At 69.5% G+C, this 17473-nt stretch carries 10 protein-coding genes and 1 CRISPR repeat array (1 of these 11 cut by a window edge); of the genes, 2 read left to right on the top strand and 8 right to left on the bottom strand.

Annotated features, from left to right (window positions below; all coding sequences use genetic code 11):
* Positions 1-4500: a CRISPR direct-repeat array (repeat unit 37 nt; unit sequence GTTTCAACCCACGCTCCGCCCCGGAGAGCGGAGCGAC); it reaches 2336 nt to the left of the window's first position.
* 182 nt (positions 4501-4682) lie between these two features.
* Genes cas2 through FOF48_RS20190 form a run of 7 tightly spaced genes read right to left on the bottom strand, consistent with a single transcriptional unit; the run spans position 4683 to position 12382 of the window.
* Entirely contained in the window at positions 4683-4973 is a 291-nt protein-coding gene (gene cas2 / locus FOF48_RS20220; RefSeq protein WP_143904076.1) for a CRISPR-associated endonuclease Cas2, read from the bottom strand.
* 4 nt (positions 4974-4977) lie between these two features.
* Positions 4978-6006 carry a type I-C CRISPR-associated endonuclease Cas1c gene (gene cas1c / locus FOF48_RS20215; protein WP_143904074.1) on the bottom strand — a complete coding sequence of 343 codons (1029 nt, stop codon included), beginning with the start codon at positions 6004-6006 and terminating at the stop codon, positions 4978-4980.
* Positions 6003-6662: a CRISPR-associated protein Cas4 gene (gene cas4, locus FOF48_RS20210; protein ID WP_143904072.1), complete on the bottom strand. Its 660-nt coding sequence runs from the start codon at positions 6660-6662 to the stop codon at positions 6003-6005. Before cas4 ends, cas1c begins: the two co-directional genes overlap by 4 nt.
* Positions 6659-7606 (bottom strand): type I-C CRISPR-associated protein Cas7/Csd2, encoded by a 948-nt coding sequence (cas7c, locus tag FOF48_RS20205; RefSeq protein ID WP_143904070.1) that lies wholly within the window; start codon positions 7604-7606, stop codon positions 6659-6661. Before cas7c ends, cas4 begins: the two co-directional genes overlap by 4 nt.
* Before the next feature lie 60 nt (positions 7607-7666).
* A complete protein-coding gene (gene cas8c, locus FOF48_RS20200) occupies positions 7667-9385 on the bottom strand; it encodes a type I-C CRISPR-associated protein Cas8c/Csd1 (RefSeq protein WP_143904068.1) in 1719 nt (572 codons plus the stop codon).
* On the bottom strand, positions 9382-10050 hold the full coding sequence (gene cas5c / locus FOF48_RS20195; RefSeq protein WP_143904066.1) for a type I-C CRISPR-associated protein Cas5c: 669 nt from the start codon (positions 10048-10050) through the stop codon (positions 9382-9384). The genes cas8c and cas5c overlap by 4 nt, the downstream gene beginning before the upstream one ends.
* A 28-nt stretch (positions 10051-10078) precedes the next feature.
* Complete coding sequence (locus FOF48_RS20190) at positions 10079-12382, bottom strand: CRISPR-associated endonuclease Cas3'' (RefSeq protein ID WP_255442428.1); 2304 nt, start codon at positions 12380-12382, stop codon at positions 10079-10081.
* A gap of 213 nt (positions 12383-12595) precedes the next feature.
* Here FOF48_RS20190 and adh point away from each other — a divergent pair, with 213 nt between their 5' ends.
* On the top strand, positions 12596-14122 hold the full coding sequence (adh, locus tag FOF48_RS20185; RefSeq protein WP_143904065.1) for an aldehyde dehydrogenase: 1527 nt from the start codon (positions 12596-12598) through the stop codon (positions 14120-14122).
* Positions 14123-14130: 8 nt separating this feature from the next.
* On the top strand, positions 14131-14520 hold the full coding sequence (locus FOF48_RS20180) for a DUF779 domain-containing protein (RefSeq protein WP_143904063.1): 390 nt from the start codon (positions 14131-14133) through the stop codon (positions 14518-14520).
* Positions 14521-14549: 29 nt separating this feature from the next.
* Here the strand turns inward: FOF48_RS20180 and FOF48_RS20175 are convergent, their stop codons facing one another.
* Positions 14550-17408: a GAF domain-containing protein gene (locus FOF48_RS20175; protein ID WP_143904062.1), complete on the bottom strand. Its 2859-nt coding sequence runs from the start codon at positions 17406-17408 to the stop codon at positions 14550-14552.
* Positions 17409-17473 lie beyond the last annotated feature (65 nt).

Below are 17473 nucleotides of genomic sequence, written 5' to 3'. Positions count from 1 at the left end.
AGCGGAGCGACGTGGTGATGCTCATCTTCGCGCTCATCGTGGCTTGGTTTCAACCCACGCTCCGCCCCGGAGAGCGGAGCGACCATGCGCAACCGAGTGATTCGGTACGAGTTGAAGGTTTCAACCCACGCTCCGCCCCGGAGAGCGGAGCGACGACGCGTGATCCTATGGAGAACCTTCGCACGGCGATGTTTCAACCCACGCTCCGCCCCGGAGAGCGGAGCGACGGGTGTCGGGGCAGGCCATGGAGGAGTTGTCCAGGTGTTTCAACCCACGCTCCACCCCGGAGAGCGGAGCGACGGGTGGCGGAAGGTGAGCCCCCCGCGCTGTCGACCATGTTTCAACCCACGCTCCACCCCGGAGAGCGGAGCGACCCAGCACCGTGTGCGTGTAGCTGATGTAGGCCCCGGAGTTTCAACCCACGCTCCACCCCGGAGAGCGGAGCGACTTCACCTGTGGGCGCACCGAGACGTACTGGCGACAGTTTCAACCCACGCTCCACCCCGGAGAGCGGAGCGACCGTGACCTGCCTCCTCCTCTGCGTACTCCGCGCAGCGAAGGCGTTTCAACCCACGCTCCACCCCGGAGAGCGGAGCGCCCGCGCGCTGAACGAGGCGGGCGACAGTGCAGGGGTGTTTCAACCCACGCTCCGCCCCGGAGAGCGGAGCGACCTCCTCCCCGGGCAGTGGAAGGTCGCGGATGGCGTCCTCGTTTCAACCCACGCTCCACCCCGGAGAGCGGAGCGACGCACGAGCCTCCGAGACCTTCACCACCTCGCGCAGTTTCAACCCACGCTCCACCCCGGAGAGCGGAGCGACTGCCCCGCGTGGGCCGGGCGCCCGGCCCACGACTCCGTTTCAACCCACGCTCCACCCCGGAGAGCGGAGCGACACGGCCCCCGACTCCGACGAGGGCGCGACCTCGGAGTTTCAACCCACGCTCCACCCCGGAGAGCGGAGCGACTGGGCGCACAGAGAAACTTGGTACGGTCGCACAGAGTTTCAACCCACGCTCCGCCCCGGAGAGCGGAGCGCCGACGGGGGCGCCGCGCAGCCCCCTCGTCTCGTTACTGTTTCAACCCACGCTCCGCCCCGGAGAGCGGAGCGCCGCCCACCTGCGTGTCACCGTCCACGCTGCTGTCGAGTTTCAACCCACGCTCCGCCCCGGAGAGCGGAGCGACGCCAGCGCGTCGTGCACGCGTTGCAGCCCCTGCACCTTGTTTCAACCCACGCTCCGCCCCGGAGAGCGGAGCGACCGCGGGCCTCCTGGGCGGCTGCGCGCTCAGCCTCGTTTCAACCCACGCTCCGCCCCGGAGAGCGGAGCGACACGAACATCTTCGCCACGACTGGCGGGACTGGACGTTTCAACCCACGCTCCGCCCCGGAGAGCGGAGCGACCGGAGGATCTTCAGGCTCGCCGCTGCGCAGTCGTTTCAACCCACGCTCCGCCCCGGAGAGCGGAGCGACCCGGAGGGACATGAGCGCCGCCACCGTCACGGCCTGGTTTCAACCCACGCTCCGCCCCGGAGAGCGGAGCGACGCCCCGGGAGCTGATCCGGACGCTGCAACTGGCCGTCGTTTCAACCCACGCTCCGCCCCGGAGAGCGGAGCGACCACGTGGAGATCATTTCGACTGGCTGAATTCGAGCGCGTTTCAACCCACGCTCCGCCCCGGAGAGCGGAGCGACCGTAAAAGAGCGCCGCATGTATGACTGGTGCGCTCGTTTCAACCCACGCTCCGCCCCGGAGAGCGGAGCGACGCGCTCCGTGCGGTGTGGGCGGCGCGCGCGGCGAAGTTTCAACCCACGCTCCGCCCCGGAGAGCGGAGCGACCGCCGGGCGCGGACGCGTGCGGCGCGAGGTCGGGTTTCAACCCACGCTCCGCCCCGGAGAGCGGAGCGACCTGACCAGGACCGACTGATGCCCCCCAGACCGAGACAGTTTCAACCCACGCTCCGCCCCGGAGAGCGGAGCGACGGGGATGGTGTCGTCGCGCGTGGGGTCCATCGACGAGTTTCAACCCACGCTCCGCCCCGGAGAGCGGAGCGACGGGAGCGCCCCGGGCAGGCGCCAGCCGCAGCCGGAGGTTTCAACCCACGCTCCGCCCCGGAGAGCGGAGCGACCGAGTTGGGCGGGGGAGCACAAACGGTGCCAAGTGTTTCAACCCACGCTCCGCCCCGGAGAGCGGAGCGACGTGGGGCCCTCGGCGGTCTGCGTGCCCAGGTGATGTTTCAACCCACGCTCCGCCCCGGAGAGCGGAGCGACTGTTGGGGCGTGAGGACTACGCGAGGCGCGCGATGACGTTTCAACCCACGCTCCGCCCCGGAGAGCGGAGCGACCAACACCGCGCGAGCGGCGGAAGGCCTTCTTCAAGTTTCAGCCCACGCTCCGCCCCGGAGAGCGGAGCGACCACCCCGCGTTATCGCGGGTGCGCCGCAGCGCGAGGTTTCAACCCACGCTTCGCCCCGGAGAGCGGAGCGACGGAGCACCGGAGCGCGCTGGACGTGTGGCTGGAGTTTCAACCCACGCTCCGCCCCGGAGAGCGGAGCGACCCGTCCAGCTCCGCCACAGGGCACCCCGCGCAAAGAGTTTCAACCCACGCTCCGCTCCGGAGAGCGGAGCGACCGTCACCTGCTCACTCATGAGCCGCGAGAAGTCGTTTCAACCCACGCTCCGCCCCGGAGAGCGGAGCGACATGGGATTGCACATGCGGGAGTGGCTACCACTACATGTTTCAACCCACGCTCCGCCCCGGAGAGCGGAGCGACTGCTGTCCAGGGCGTGGAGCAGGGACCAGGGCTGGATGTTTCAACCCACGCTCCGCCCCGGAGAGCGGAGCGACCTCATATACCGCCTACGTCTGCCCTGACGGGAGCGTTGTTTCAACCCACGCTCCGCCCCGGAGAGCGGAGCGACGCACGAACAGCCGCATCCCGGCCTACTGGGCGGCATGCGTTTCAACCCACGCTCCGCCCCGGAGAGCGGAGCGACCAGCAGCAGCAGTATTACAACCAGAGCGAGACCGAGTTTCAACCCACGCTCCGCCCCGGAGAGCGGAGCGACTACGGCCAGACCGGGGACCGGCTCTGGGTGAAGGTTTCAACCCACGCTCCGCCCCGGAGAGCGGAGCGACCGCCTGCGGCACTGCCGGGGACCTTCCTCGTAGTCGTTTCAACCCACGCTCCGCCCCGGAGAGCGGAGCGACACCTGCAGGTCCGGCGTCCCGCCACCCGCCGGGAAGTTTCAACCCACGCTCCGCCCCGGAGAGCGGAGCGACCACCGGGCGCGGGCGGCGCCTCGGAGGACCCAGGTTTCAACCCACGCTCCGCCCCGGAGAGCGGAGCGACAACTCCGTCTACAGGCCATGGTACGCATGGCCACGTTTCAACCCACGCTCCGCCCCGGAGAGCGGAGCGACCGAAGTACGACCGCGTGACGCCCATCCCGACCTGGTTTCAACCCACGCTCCGCCCCGGAGAGCGGAGCGACCACCCGGGCCAAGGCGATGCTGGCGGACGCCATGTTTCAACCCACGCTCCGCCCCGGAGAGCGGAGCGACCATTCACCAGCAGGACGGCGACAAGGGCACCACGAAGTTTCAACCCACGCTCCGCCCCGGAGAGCGGAGCGACGCCGCACGCTGGCGTTGCTGCGGCGGGTGACGGGATGTTTCAACCCACGCTCCGCCCCGGAGAGCGGAGCGACCGGGCACGTGAAAGACGAAGGGCCGCGTCTCCATGCCAGGTTTCAACCCACGCTCCGCCCCGGAGAGCGGAGCGACCGCACCGGGAGACGTCCACCGCTACTTCCGCCGGGTTTCAACCCACGCTCCGCCCCGGAGAGCGGAGCGACGGAGGGGCGAACCGCACGAAGCACCGCACCTGTGGGTTTCAACCCACGCTCCGCCCCGGAGAGCGGAGCGACTCGACCTCGCCGGCGTTTCTGGCGACGCGAACATGTTTCAACCCACGCTCCGCCCCGGAGAGCGGAGCGACCACCACGGGCGCAACCTCGACGAAACGAGCTGATGTTTCAACCCACGCTCCGCCCCGGAGAGCGGAGCGACGAAGTACGACCGCGTGACGCCCATTCCGGCGTGGTTTCAACCCACGCTCCGCCCCGGAGAGCGGAGCGACTGAACGCGAACCCCGCGAGCGGGATGGCTCCTCCGAAGTTTCAACCCACGCTCCGCCCCGGAGAGCGGAGCGACCGCCCGCAGGCAATGGGGGCGGACGTGACGCGGCAAAGGTTTCAACCCACGCTCCGCCCCGGAGAGCGGAGCGACCGGCGGTCGGGACCGTGGAGCTGCTGAGCCTGGAAATGGTTTCAACCCACGCTCCGCCCCGGAGAGCGGAGCGACGGCCTTGATGCGGCTCAGGGCGAGGCGGGGTCGTTTCAACCCACGCTCCGCCCCGGAGAGCGGAGCGACCTCGTGTCGCCCGCGCAGAAGCAGCTTCTCTTCAAGTTTCAACCCACGCTCCGCCCCGGAGAGCGGAGCGACCCTACTGGCTCTAACGTATGAAGTTTCCAAAGAAAATTCGAAGCTTTCCGCGAACCCATCCATCGCCACCATTCCACCTCCCTCGCGAAGCCATCCCCTCCCAACAACCCCCTGTTCTTCCTCGGAATTTTCCGAGCGCGAACCTCAGGGGAGCCCTCCACTGTGAAGGGTTCGCGCTGCCCCTCAAACGATGAGGGTTCCTGTGGGATCCATCGGGGGTCGAACCCCGTGATGCTCACATCGAGTCTCTTCATCCGCGTGCAGAAAATAGAAACGCAGGCTGTCCTTCGCCAGGTCCGCCTCATCCAACAACCGCTGGCGCAAAGCCACCCACTCACGCTTCCCGACGCGGCACTCGAACAACGAATACTGCACCCGCACCCCGCGGTCCTTGCACGCCTCCGCGATCCTCCTCAACCGCCGGGCCCCCGCTGCGTCGTCGTTCGCCACGTCGTAACAGACCAGCACCAGCATCGCCTCACCTCATCCTGAAGGGCGGATACACCTCCAGGTCCCCTCGGATGACCCTCGCCAGTAACAGGGCCTGAAGGTGCGGCACCCTCCCCCACGGCACCTGCTGCCCCAGGAACTCGTGCTGGACCTGCACCTGCTTCGCCTCCTGGTACGCCACCAGGAATGTCTTCCTCGCCGCATCGCTCATCCTCCAGCCACCCGCCGCGTCCTCCACGAAGTCCCCCGCCCCCACCTGCCCCCGGTTCACCAGCGACAACACCAGACGATCCACCACCGCCGCCCGAAGCTCCTCCATCAGGTCCAATGCCAACGACAACCTGCCTGGGCGCTCTCCATGCAGATACCCCACCGCCGCATCCAACCCGACCCCTGCCGCCGCACCCGCGCAGTCCTGCGCCAACAGCGCATACCCGAATGACAGCAACGCGTTGATCCGATCCTTCGGCGGTCGCCGGCTCCTCCCCTCGAACCGAAACGCCTCCTCCTCGCGCTTCACCAGCAAGGGGAACACCGCGAAGTACTCACGGGCCGCGTTCCCCTCCACGCCTCGCACCGCGTCCAATGTCTCCGCGCTCCCCAACGTCCGCAGGCTCGACGCCAGCCGCTCCGCGGCCTCCGCCAGACCCTGCCTCCGCGCATCCGCTGCGTCGCGCTTCGCATGCAGCAGGAACTGCCGCGTGTTGTAGACCTTGCCCGCCACCATCGCCCGCGCCAACGCCAGCGTGCGCGGCCCATCATCCGCGCACCGGAACTGCCCCCGGCGCAGCACCACGTTCCCACCTGGCATCCCTTCCACCCGCGCCAGGAACCGCCCCGTGGGAGAGAAGAACGCCACGTGGACCCCTGCCTCCGCCAGCGCCGACATCAGCTCCGGCGACACCCCCACCCGCCCGAAGCACACCACCGACGCCAGATGCTGCAAGGGCACCTGAACCCGGGTCGTCTCCTCCACTCGGACCACCACCGTCTCGTGGTCCTTGCGCAGGTACGCCCCCTCCGTCGTCACGAACAGCGTGTTGAGCTGAAGACTCATGCCTCCTCCTCCACCTTCAGCATCCGGGCCAGATGCCTCACCGCACGGCCCGGGTCCGACACCGACTCGGGCAGGCAGCGGGGCTTCAATGAGCACGGCGCGCACCGCGCGTCGTACACCGCGCGCGGCACCCGTCGCTCCAGGATGAGCGTCGCCAGCCTCCGCGCCGCGGACTCCGTCGCTTCGCGCAGCGCCACGTCGAACACCACCCCCACCCTCCGGTGGCTCGCTCCGTAGAAGAGCGCGCCCTCCGGGACCGACACGCCGTGCATCTCCTCCAGACACAGGGCCTGCGCGCAGAGCTGCACTCGATCCGCGCGCTCCGACTTCACCCTTCCCCGCTTGTACTCCACCGGGAAGGGCCGCAGCCCTCCCGGTGCCGTCGCGTCCGGGTGGTACTCCACCGTGTCCGCCTGCCCCACCAGGCCCAGCCGTTCCGAGCGCAGCGGCAGCGCCCTCGCCACCCTCCCTGTCTCACGGCGGTCGTTGCCCACCCGGTCCACCCGCTCGTGGAAGAGCTTGCCCGCCACTGTCGCGGCGTCCTCCTCCCAGATGCGTTCGACGTGGATGAGCGCGGCCTGCCGCTCGCAATACACCAGATGCTGGAGACCGGAGATGGGCACGAAGGCTTCGGATTCGCTGGGCCCGGCGCTCATCCGCCCAGCTCCATCACCTCCACGCCCGGCGGCACGCTCCCCATGCTCAGCGCGTAGTCCGTGAAGTCGCGCGGCGGCCGGGACTCGTCCTTGCGCCGCACCGTCACCGCGTCGAACAGCTTGTGCGCGGGCGCATTGCCCAGCTCGCTCGCGTGGCGGAACACCAGGAGCCGCCGCGTCGCCATCAGCCCGCGCGCCGCGCTCCGGTCATGGTCGAACATCTCCAACAACGCCTTCCACAGCAGGCCCAGGTCCTCCTCCCCGAACCCCGTCTGCTTCGCCAGCGCCGGAGCCACGAAGCCGTGCGCGCGATACAGGCCGTAAGGCACCGTGTTCTTGCGCCCCATCGTCCGGTTGTCGCCCTGCTGCTGATCCGCCTCCTTGCGCGTCGCCACCGCCATCCGCGTGATGGTGTGCTCCGCCGCGACGACCGGATCCACCGAGCGACCAAAGGTGAGCTGCACCGGCCCACGCACCTGCCCCGCGTTCGCCTCCTTCAGCGACATCACCGCCCCGAACGTGCGCACATCGAAATAGCGCCGGCACATCTCGTCGCGCACCTTGCGCACCACCTCTCCATCCGAGGACTTGCGCTTCTTCTCCGCCTTGCCCTTCCCCTTGGCCTCCGCCTTCTCGGCTTCGGCCTCGGCCGGGGACTCCTCGCTGTCCTCCTGCACCTTCAACCCCAGCCGGCCGTACGCCTCCGCGTGGAGCGCGGAGAGCAACGCCCGCTCCTTCACGTAGATGTCCTGGCCGTCCGCGCATCCGTGCACAAGCTGCACGTAGTTCCGCACCTTGCGCTTGAGGCACACGTCGGTGACGAGACCATGCCCCGTCTCCAGGTCCAGACGCGGCAGGTTGCCCGCATCCGGGTCCCCGTTGGGGTTTCCATCCTTCACATCGAACAGCAGGACGAAGTCATAGCGATTCTTGATGAGCGACATGGATTCCACTCCTGATGACACACCGTTTCGTGAGAACAACCCATCCATCGTGAGCAGCGATCAGTCCTCATCCCGCCGCGTGAAGAAGTCCTGACGCTGGTGGTAGTAGCCAATGGCGAACTGGCCCTGCTCCTCCAACTTCAGGGTCGTCGACCACCCCCTGGGGGGAAGCCTGCCCATGACCTCCGCGATCAGCTTCTCCACCCACCGGGCGCTTCCCTTCGACCGCCCCAACAGCTTCGCCAGGTGATGGTTGGACAGCTGGAGCAAGCGCGGGAACACCACTCCAGGGTTCGCCATCGCCGCGCCGAAGTAGCGATCCTTGATGCTGGTGTTGACTCCCTCGAGCGCGATCCACTGGAGCCGCTCCAACACGGCGAACAACCGGCCCAACTGGTACGGCACCTCAGGACTGTCTGGATTCAACGACACGGACACCTCCATGGGTTTGATGCCATGCGGCGGTCGCCGCAACGTGGCCTTGATGAGTGCGCAACGCGTATGCAGCAGGAAGGACGCCCCGTCGTCCTTGTCTGGGACTCGCAGCCGTCGCAGGGCGGCGGCCAACAGCTCGCGGGGAAAGGGCCGGCCCCCCAGCGCCGCACCGATCAACTTCGTCCCCAGGTCCGGCGGAATCCCCCGAGCCCCTGGCGGCTCCACCGCCCTCACCGCGTCCCAGACGGACAACGGCCGCTCGCGTCTCCCCTCGAGCCTCAATGCCTCGAAGTATCCGAGAACATTGCGCTTGAGCTCACGGATGGAGAATTCGAACCAGTCGCGCACCACCACGCGTGCCGCGTTGCCCCCCAAGGTCATCGCGTAGAAGGGCGTCTCGTCGAATTCTCCGGGCTCCAACCCTCGCAGCGGGGACTCCGCGAAATGCACCGCCTGCGCCGGCTGCGGGAAGTCGAGCACGTTCAACAACGTGTCGACCACCGGGTCCGGCTCACGCGTCCAGAACACCACCACCGCGTCCTTCCCCAGCGACACGCCCTGCCGGTAGCGTCTATCCCCATCCCGCGCCAGCATGTGATTGAGCGCCGTGGCATACCCTTCCGCCGCGGCCCGGGAGATGGGGGCGTTCTCTCCTTGCGTCAGCCCCTGCGAGCAGAATGCCTCCTCGTTGAATGACACCAGCGCGGCCCCCGACGACTGCGCGCCAGGCACGTTCTTGATGGAGGGATGCAAGCGCGCCACCGGACCGATCTCTCCCGTGACCAGACAGCGCATCCTGCGCGCGGCCCTATCTCCCACCCCCTCCGCGCCTCTCCGTCGTGCCCACGCCTCGCGCAACGCGGGACGTTCGTGCACGAGCGTCCCCTCCTCATCCCCCGACCAGCGGAAGGCCAGACGCTCCTCGCCTGTCCACTCCTCACGCTGCTCCACCACCTTTGGGAGCTGCTTTTCGAGCTTCGACAAGAACGCAGCTACGGCCTGAGCACCGGGGTCGTTCGTCTCCTTCGCCACCACGTGCACCACGGCCTGGAACGCCTCCGCGCGCTCCGGGTTCTTCTTCGCCTTCGCCGCATCGCCGCCCCACCCCAGGACGTACCGGGCGTTGTCCACGAAGAAGCCCGGCTGGATGGCCACGGTCCTCTTGGGAATGCGTGGCACCGCACGCTTCAGCCCCCGGCCTCGTTCGTCCGTCGTCGGTGTCAACGACAGGAAACGCCCGTCGCTCCCCACCACGATGAGCGCATCCACCGCCAGCAGCTCGACGTCGGGGTCCTCCAGCAGACCCTCTCGTTGCGCATAGGCATACAGCGCGTTGAGCATCATCGGCGGCCCTCCCCCACTTCCCCCTGGGTCTTGAGCACCTGCTCCAAGGTCGGCACCTTCATCCGCCCTCTCTCAAGACGCGCCTCGAAGAAGAGGGGCACCGTCTCCTCCCCGCGATAGTCAAAGTCGTAGAACATCCAGCCCAGTGACCGGTCCAACTCCGGCTCGATGGGCCGCACCTGCTCCGGTGCGGGCTCCACGGCGGCGACGAACTCCCGGCAGCCGAGATACGGCGCCTGGAAGGTCTGACCCTTCTCCAGCCGCCGCTCGAACATCTCCTCGAACTTGCGCACCGAGTCTTCCGGCCCGGCCTTCTCCGTCAGATGGAACGACGCGGACACCACGTAGTCCACGTCCCTCAGCGCCACGGTGTTCCGCTGCGCCCTCCGGTCCGAGTCGTCCGCGAAGAACGTCACCCCTTCCGACATGCGCTGCTTCACCTCATTGCGGCGGAAGCTGGTCCACGCGATGGGCGCCAGCACCGTGATCTCATGCACCTGCCAGCGGATGGCCGGCTTCCACAGCACGGCCTCCAACAGGCCGCGCGCCGCGGAGGGCGTCATCACCTCGTAGCTCACCCGCTCTACCTTCATCTCCGGCCTGCTGAAGCACGCCACCGGCCCCCGGGCCCGGAGCCGGAAGACACGGCCTGACTGCGCTTTCATGTGTCACCCCCATGCATCGCGTGTTCGCTCATCCATCCACCAGCAGCGCCGTGGGACTCCACGTCCCCACCCGCTCGGGAACCAATCCCAGCCGCTCGTCGTATGCGGCCCCCAACCCCTCCCCCAGCACCACCACCGTCTCCGCCACCCAGCGCGCGCACCCTCGCGCGAGCCAGTCGTCGCGCTGCCGCCGGGAGACATTCACCGTGTAGCGTTGCAGCCAGCGCAGCCGGTCCCTCGAAGGCCCCTCCCGCTCCAGCTCCACCACCCACGCGGGGGACTCGCCGTAGGGCACGACCAGCGGCGCGGACCAGCCGTCCTCGATGAGCTGGAAACGCTCCGCCGTCTCCCGGAAGCGCAATCGCTCTCGCTGCTCTTGGATTCCCTTCGCATCCAGGGACTTCGACCCGTAGAGGCGCTTGAAGTAGGCCGCGAACGTCGAAGGCTCGAACAGCTCCAGCTCCGGGTTCGCCCCCAGCAGCTCACGCGTCACCCCCAGCGCCGTGGACGGCACCCCGGGCGGCGGCTCCGTGGACGACAGGAACACCCGCAGCTCCCCCAACCCGTCGAGCCGCCCCTCGCGATTGCACCGGCCCGCCGCCTGCGCCAGCGCATCCAGTCCCCCCAGCGCGCGGTAGACCACCGGGAAGTCCAGATCCACGCCCGCCTCGACGAGCTGCGTGGCCACCAGCCGCACGGACTCCCCTCGCGCGCGCCGGACTCGCACCTTCTCCAGCACGTCGCTCCGATGCGCCGGACACATGAGCGCGGACAGGTGAATCGTTCGCGTGTCTCCCAGTCGCGCGTCCAATGCCTCGCACGTCCTCCGCGCATCGTCGCGGCGGTGCACGATGGCCAGGACGCTCGACTCCCCGGCCAGCTCCTCCGCGAGCCGTTCCGGTGTCCAGGGCCCATCCTCCGCGGGCCAGCGCACGCGTACACGGCGAAGACGCCGAAAGGCTTCACGCGGATCCGGAAGGATCTCCCGCACCTGCTCGAAGCCCTCCGCCAACCCCGGCCGCTGTCCCAGCGCCGGCTGCGTGGCCGTGCAGATGACCACCGACGCCCCATGGTCGGACACCAACGTGCGCAGCACATCCAGGATGGGCGCGAGCAGACCCGGCGGCAGCGTCTGCGCCTCGTCCAGCACGATGACGCTGCCCGCGAGCCGATGCAGCTTCCGGCAAGCCCCCGGCCGGTTCGCGAACAGGCTGTCGAAGAGCTGCGCCGTGGTCGTCACCACGACGGGCCTGTCCCAGTTCTCCGCCGCCACCCGGTTGCGCGCCGTCTCCCGCTCCGGGTCTCCCCCCGAGTGGTGCTCCAGCACCGCGTCCCCGCCCAGCGCCTCCGCGTACACCGCCGCGTTCTGCTCGATGATGGAGGTGAACGGGATGGCCACCACCACGCGCTCCAACCCGTGTCTCGCCGCGTGCTCCAGCGCGAAGGCCATCGACGCCAGCGTCTTGCCGCCCCCCGTGGGCACCGTCAGGCTGAAGACGCCCGGGCGCTCCGCCGCCTTCGACAGACACGCCTCCAGCACCTCCGCGCGAACGCGGTTCACCTCCGACAACGGCCCCTGCGCCCGGACGCGCTCCCCCAACGCCTCCAGGTGCCGCGAAAGCCTGTCACGCAGCATTGGGATGGCAGGGGACTCCCCGCGCAGCGCCGCGCGCTCGGCGTTGAAGAACGCCTCCGTGTCCAAGAAGTCCGCGTCACAGAGCGCGGAGAACAGCATCCGCGTCCAGACCTCCACCCGCCGACGCCAGGCCTTGAGCTCACGAGGCGACGACGGGCGCGTGGCCAGGAACTCCGGCAACACGAGCGTCCCCTCCGCGCGCAGCAACGCCTCCGGCACCGGCCGCGACAGCACCTGTGCATACAGCCGCTGCCGAGGCTCCTGCTGGAGCCGGTCCGCCAGCGCCTCCGCGTTCGCCAACCCCGCGTGATGACCAGCGATGACGAATGCCAGCGGTGTGCCCAGCTCCCCGCCCAGCACCTCCCTGGCGTGCAGCGCCCCCGCCGTGGAGTGGTCCCGGGGCCCCACCGGCCCCTCCTGCTCCAGGTGGGCCTCCAGCCCGTTCTCCCGCCGGATGAGGTTCTGGAACGCGACCGTGTACTTCCCCAGGTCGTGCCACCGCCCCGCCAGCCGCGCGAAGCCTTCTGACTGGAACCTCCGCGCGAACCGCCCCGCCAGCTCCCCTACTCGCTCCAGGTGCTCCTCGAGCAGGTGCGGCCGACCCCGCGCATCCACGTGCGCCCATGCGCTCAGGTCCGCGGATGTGTGATTGGCGTCGTCGGACAGGATGCCCCCCAGGCAAAGGAGAGGCGGCAACGTGCCCTACTGCCCACGCGCTCCGACATCCCCCGGAAGAGGCATGGTCTCACCTCCCCATGTATGCCTTGTCGGCACCTGTCTGGGCGACCAACCATTAACAGACATTTACATCCTCCTCTCCTCACATAACGCGGAGCGTTACCTGCCTATGGTCTGTTCCGCGTCCAAACCCCTCAGGAGTGCGTCAAAACCCAACGCAGGGAGTCCCCCATGTCGAAGGTCTATGAAGCGCCGGGTCAGAAGGGCAGCAAGGTCGAATACAAGAGCCGCTATGGCAACTACATCGGCGGTGAGTTCGTCCCGCCCGTGAAGGGCCAGTACTTCGAGAACATCAGCCCCGTCACCGGGCGCCCCTTCTGTGAAATCCCCCGCTCCACCGCGGAGGACATCGAGAAGGCCCTGGATGCCGCGCACAAGGCCAAGGACGCGTGGGGCCGCACCGCCGCGGGCGAGCGCGCCAACATCCTGCTGAAGATCGCCGACCGCATGGAGCAAAGCCTGGAGATGCTCGCCGTCTCCGAGACGTGGGACAACGGCAAGCCCGTCCGCGAGACGCTCGCCGCGGACCTGCCGCTCGCCATCGACCACTTCCGCTACTTCGCCGGCTGCATCCGCGCCCAGGAAGGCTCCCTCAGCCAGCTGGACGACAACACCGTCGCCTACCACTTCACCGAGCCCCTGGGCGTCGTCGGGCAGATCATCCCCTGGAACTTCCCGCTGCTCATGGCCGCGTGGAAGCTGGCCCCCGCGCTCGCCGCCGGCAACTGCGTCGTCCTCAAGCCCGCGGAGCAGACCCCCGTCACCATCCTCAAGTTCGCGGAGCTGGTGGGCGACCTGCTCCCCCCCGGCGTGCTCAACATCGTGAACGGCTTCGGCATCGAGGCCGGCAAGCCGCTCGCCAGCAACAAGCGCATCTCGAAGATCGCCTTCACGGGTGAGACGACCACCGGCCGCCTCATCATGCAGTACGCCTCCGAGAACATCATCCCCGTCACCCTGGAGCTGGGCGGCAAGTCCCCCAACATCTTCTTCGAGGACGTCTTCGCCAAGGACGACGACTTCGCCCAGAAGGTGCTGGAGGGCTTCGCCATGTTCGCCCTCAACCAGGGCGAGGTGTGCACCTGCCCGTCCCGCTCGCTCGTCGCCGAGCGCATCTACGACGACTTCATGCACAAGGCCGTGGAGCGCACCAAGCGCATCATCCAGGGCAACCCGCTGGATGTCTCCACGCAGATTGGCGCGCAGGCCTCCAATGATCAGCTGGAGAAGATCCTCTCCTACCTGGACATCGGCAAGAAGGAGGGCGCCAAGGTGCTGACCGGCGGTGGCCGCAAGTCCTTGTCCGGCGCGCTGTCGGAGGGCTTCTACGTGGAGCCCACCATCTTCGAAGGCCACAACAAGATGCGCGTGTTCCAGGAGGAGATCTTCGGCCCTGTGGTCGCGGTGGCGAAGTTCAAGGACGCCGCGGACGCGCTCGCGCAGGCCAATGACACCCTCTACGGCCTGGGCGCCGGCGTGTGGACGCGCGACAACAGCACCGCCTACCGCATGGGCCGCGGCATCCAGGCGGGCCGCGTCTGGGTGAACTGCTACCACCTCTACCCCGCGCACGCGGCGTTCGGCGGCTACAAGCAGTCCGGCATCGGCCGCGAGACGCACAAGATGATGCTCAATCACTACCAGCAGACGAAGAACATGCTCGTCAGCTACGACCCGAAGCCCATGGGCTTCTTCTAGGGACGACGATGACCGTGCCGCGCGTCGAGCTGACGCCGGCCGCCGAGGCCCTGCTCCACAAGATGCAGGGCCTCCACGGCCCGCTGCTCTTCCATCAGTCCGGCGGCTGCTGCGACGGCAGCGCGCCCATGTGCTTCCCGCGCGGCGACTTCCGCGTGGGCCAGGAAGACGTGTACCTGGGCCGGATCGCCGACACGCCCTTCTACATGTCCGGCCCGCAGTTCGAGTACTGGCGCCACACCCACCTCACCGTGGACGTGGTGCCCGGTCGCGGCAGCGGCTTCTCCGTCGAAGCCCCCGAAGGCGTGCGCTTCCTCATCCGCTCGCGCCTGTTCACCGACGACGAGTACCGCGCGCTGGAAGCCGAAGGGCCCCCACCCAAGGGACCCCATCACTGACGTGAAGCGCCCCCGCCTCCCGTCCTCCCTCACTTCGAGGGGGGACGGGACCGCGCCGCTCCCCCTGGAGCCGCGCGGGGCAGCCGCAGCGTGAACGTGGCGCCCATCCCCGGCTGGCTGGTCACGTCGATGCGGCCGCCCAGCGCATCGACAATCTGGCGGCTGATGTAGAGCCCCAGCCCCATGCCACCGTAGTGCCGGTCGGACACGGCGCGCTCGAACCGGCCGAAGAGGCGCGGCAGCGCGTCCGCTTCGATGCCGATGCCCTCGTCGCGCACCTCCAGCCAGGCCTCGTCGCGAGCGTTCACGCCCGCGCGCACCGACACCGGCCGGCCCGCGCCGTACTTCGCCGCGTTGGTGAGCAGGTTCACCAGCACCTGGTCCAACCGGAGCGCGTCCCACTGGCCCGTCAGCGTGCTCGGCAGCTCCAGTTGGAGCGGGCACCGCGCCTGCGCGAACACCTCCCCCAGCCGCTCCGCCGCGTCGCGCGTCACCTGCGTCAGGTCCACCTCCGCGCGCTCCAGCGACAGCTTGCCCAACGACATCCGGCTCACGTCCAGCAGGTTGTCCACCAGCGCCGTCAGCCGGAACACCTGCCGCTGCGCGGTGTGCAGCCGTCCGATGACGGGCCCCGGCGTGCCCGAGCTCTCCAGCGCCCGGCCAATCAGGTTGTGCTGGAGGATGAGGCTGGTGAGCGGCGTCTTCAGCTCGTGGCTCGCCACGGAGAGGAACTCGTCGCGCAGGCGCACCGCGGACTGGGCGTCATGGAACAGGCGCGCGCTCTCCAGCGCCACGCTCACGCGCAACGCCAGCTCCTCCGCCATCGTCACGTCCGCGGCCACCAGCGTGCGCTGGGGCGCCGCGGTGAACAGCGTGATGACGCCCAGCGTGCGGCCCCGCGAGCGCAGCGGCACCGACAGCACCGACGTGGGCTCCAGGCTGGCCACCAGCGCCCGGTGGGACTCGCTCGCGGAGACAGCGTCGCGGTGCTTGAAGTCCAGGCGCGACACGAAGCAGACCTCCCCCGACTCGAAGCACTGGAGCGCCGGGTGCGCCGCCCCCCGGTCCTCCGCCGACAGGGACGCCTTCAGCCGCGCGTCATGGGCCGGCACGCGGTGCGCCGCCGTCACCTGCCGCAGGGTGCCGTCCGGCGCGACCAGGTCCACCAGACAGCCGGTGGCCACATGGTCCACCACCAGCCGCGCCACGCTTGGCAGCGCCTCCTCCACGTCGTCCAGGCGCGGCGCCAGCACGCGGCTCGCGTCCAGCAGCAGCTGAAGCCGCTCCTCGGCCTCCTTGCGCCGTGTGACGTCCGCCATCGCGCCGGTGAGCTCCGCCACCTTCCCATCCGGCCCCGCGAAGGACTGCCCCACGCTGTGCAGCCAGCGGACGCCGCCGTCGCGGCGCACCACGCGGAACTCCAGCTCGAAGAAGCCCGGCGCCTCCCGCTGGTAACGCAGGTACTCCGCCTCCACGTGCGGACGGTCCTCCGGGTACACGCGCTCCAACAGGTCCCCCACGGACGACGCGGAGTCCACCGCCGGCAACCCCAGCATGTGGTTGAGCGCCGCGTCGCGCAGCTCCCTGCCGTGCGACAGGTCCACCCGCCACGTCCCCATGTCGCCAGTCACCAGCGCCTGCCGCAGCCGCTCCGTGCGCTCGCGCAGCGCTTCGTAGAGCGCGGCCCGCTCCAGCGCCTGCGCGCACTGGTGCGCCAGCGCCTCCAGGAAGCCTCGCTCCGCGGCCGAGAAGACCCGCGACTCCGGCCACGCGAGCAGCAGCAGCCCCCGCACGCGCGTCTCGCACCACAGCGGCACCACCGCGCGCGCCCCGGGGCCCAGGCTGCGCGCGAACGCCTCGTCCCGGGGATGCTGGGCGATGAACTCCTCCAACGAGGAGAACCACGCCGCCTCCCGCCGGAGGACCTGACACACCTCCGGGCGCGAGGGCTCATGGGGAGGCCGGGTGAAGCGGGTCAGCGCCTCCTGCGAATAGCCCAGCAGGCGCAGCGGACGCAGCAGGCCGTCCTCCTCCAGGGCCAGCACCGCGACGCGCGTGGCGCCGCTGGCCTCCCACACCTCGCGCGCCAGCACCTGCGCCACCGCGTCCTCGGTGGCCGCGCGGGACAGCGCCGCCGTCACCGCTTGCAGCCGCGCGGCGCGCGCCTGGGATTGACGGGCCTCGCCGTACAGCAGCGCGTTGTCCAGCGACAGCGCGGCCCGGCGGGCCAGCTCCCGCGCCAGCTCCAGGTCGTGCTCGTCGTAGCGGCGGCCGGACTCGCCGGCGACCAATGACAGACATCCCAACACGCGCCCCCGCGCCGCCAGCGGGACCTGCATCACGGAGCGGCAGCCCAGGCGCCACGCCTCGGCCAGCGCTTCGTTCCCCTGCGCCACGGCCTCCCGCATCCGGGCCTCGGTGAGCTCCGGCACCAGGAGGGACTGACCGGTCCCCAGCACGTAGCCCACGGACCGCGGCTCATCCGCCCGGGGCGGCCAGCGCTCCGCAATCGCATACACCGCGGGCACCCGCGCGGGGTCCCGGTGCGCGGCGGCCCGGCGCACCACGGTCCGGGCCGGGGTGAGGAGGTCCACCGTGCACCAATCCGCCAGCTCCGGCACCACCAGCTCCGCCAGCTGGCGCAGCACGGTCGGTTCATCCAGCGACGACGACAGCACCTCGCCCGCGCGGGCCAGGAACGCGAAGCGCCCCTCCGCCATGCGAGGCGCCACGGACTCCAGAGGCCCCGGCTCCCGCGCGGAGGGGGCGTCCCCGGCCCCCAGGAACACCTCCGGGGAGCGGGGCGTCGCGCCCTCCCCTGTCGGGGCGCGGGGCCGCGACGGCTCACCGGCGGGCTCGGTCAGGGGCTCGATGGAAGGTTCGGGCATGGAGCGCGATCACGGCGCCATGGGAGGACGCCCTTTCACCCAGGGGACGCCCCGATAATGACGAG

Source organism: Corallococcus sp. Z5C101001, from assembly GCF_007352635.1.
Taxonomy (GTDB): Bacteria; Myxococcota; Myxococcia; order Myxococcales; family Myxococcaceae; genus Corallococcus; species Corallococcus silvisoli.
The sequence above is the reverse complement of the archived record's forward strand: the minus strand, read 5'-3'. Positions and strand labels throughout refer to the sequence as shown.

What these genes read in the sequence shown, in the direction of transcription:
- cas2 (WP_143904076.1), bottom strand. Translation starts at nt 4,973, where the DNA reads ATGCTGGTGCTGGTCTGTTACGACGTGGCGAACGACGACGCAGCGGGG.
- cas1c (WP_143904074.1), bottom strand. Translation starts at nt 6,006, where the DNA reads ATGAGTCTTCAGCTCAACACGCTGTTCGTGACGACGGAGGGGGCGTAC.
- cas4 (WP_143904072.1), bottom strand. Translation starts at nt 6,662, where the DNA reads ATGAGCGCCGGGCCCAGCGAATCCGAAGCCTTCGTGCCCATCTCCGGT.
- cas7c (WP_143904070.1), bottom strand. Translation starts at nt 7,606, where the DNA reads ATGTCGCTCATCAAGAATCGCTATGACTTCGTCCTGCTGTTCGATGTG.
- cas8c (WP_143904068.1), bottom strand. Translation starts at nt 9,385, where the DNA reads ATGATGCTCAACGCGCTGTATGCCTATGCGCAACGAGAGGGTCTGCTG.
- cas5c (WP_143904066.1), bottom strand. Translation starts at nt 10,050, where the DNA reads ATGAAAGCGCAGTCAGGCCGTGTCTTCCGGCTCCGGGCCCGGGGGCCG.
- adh (WP_143904065.1), top strand. Translation starts at nt 12,596, where the DNA reads ATGTCGAAGGTCTATGAAGCGCCGGGTCAGAAGGGCAGCAAGGTCGAA.
- FOF48_RS20180 (WP_143904063.1), top strand. Translation starts at nt 14,131, where the DNA reads ATGACCGTGCCGCGCGTCGAGCTGACGCCGGCCGCCGAGGCCCTGCTC.
- FOF48_RS20175 (WP_143904062.1), bottom strand. Translation starts at nt 17,408, where the DNA reads ATGCCCGAACCTTCCATCGAGCCCCTGACCGAGCCCGCCGGTGAGCCG.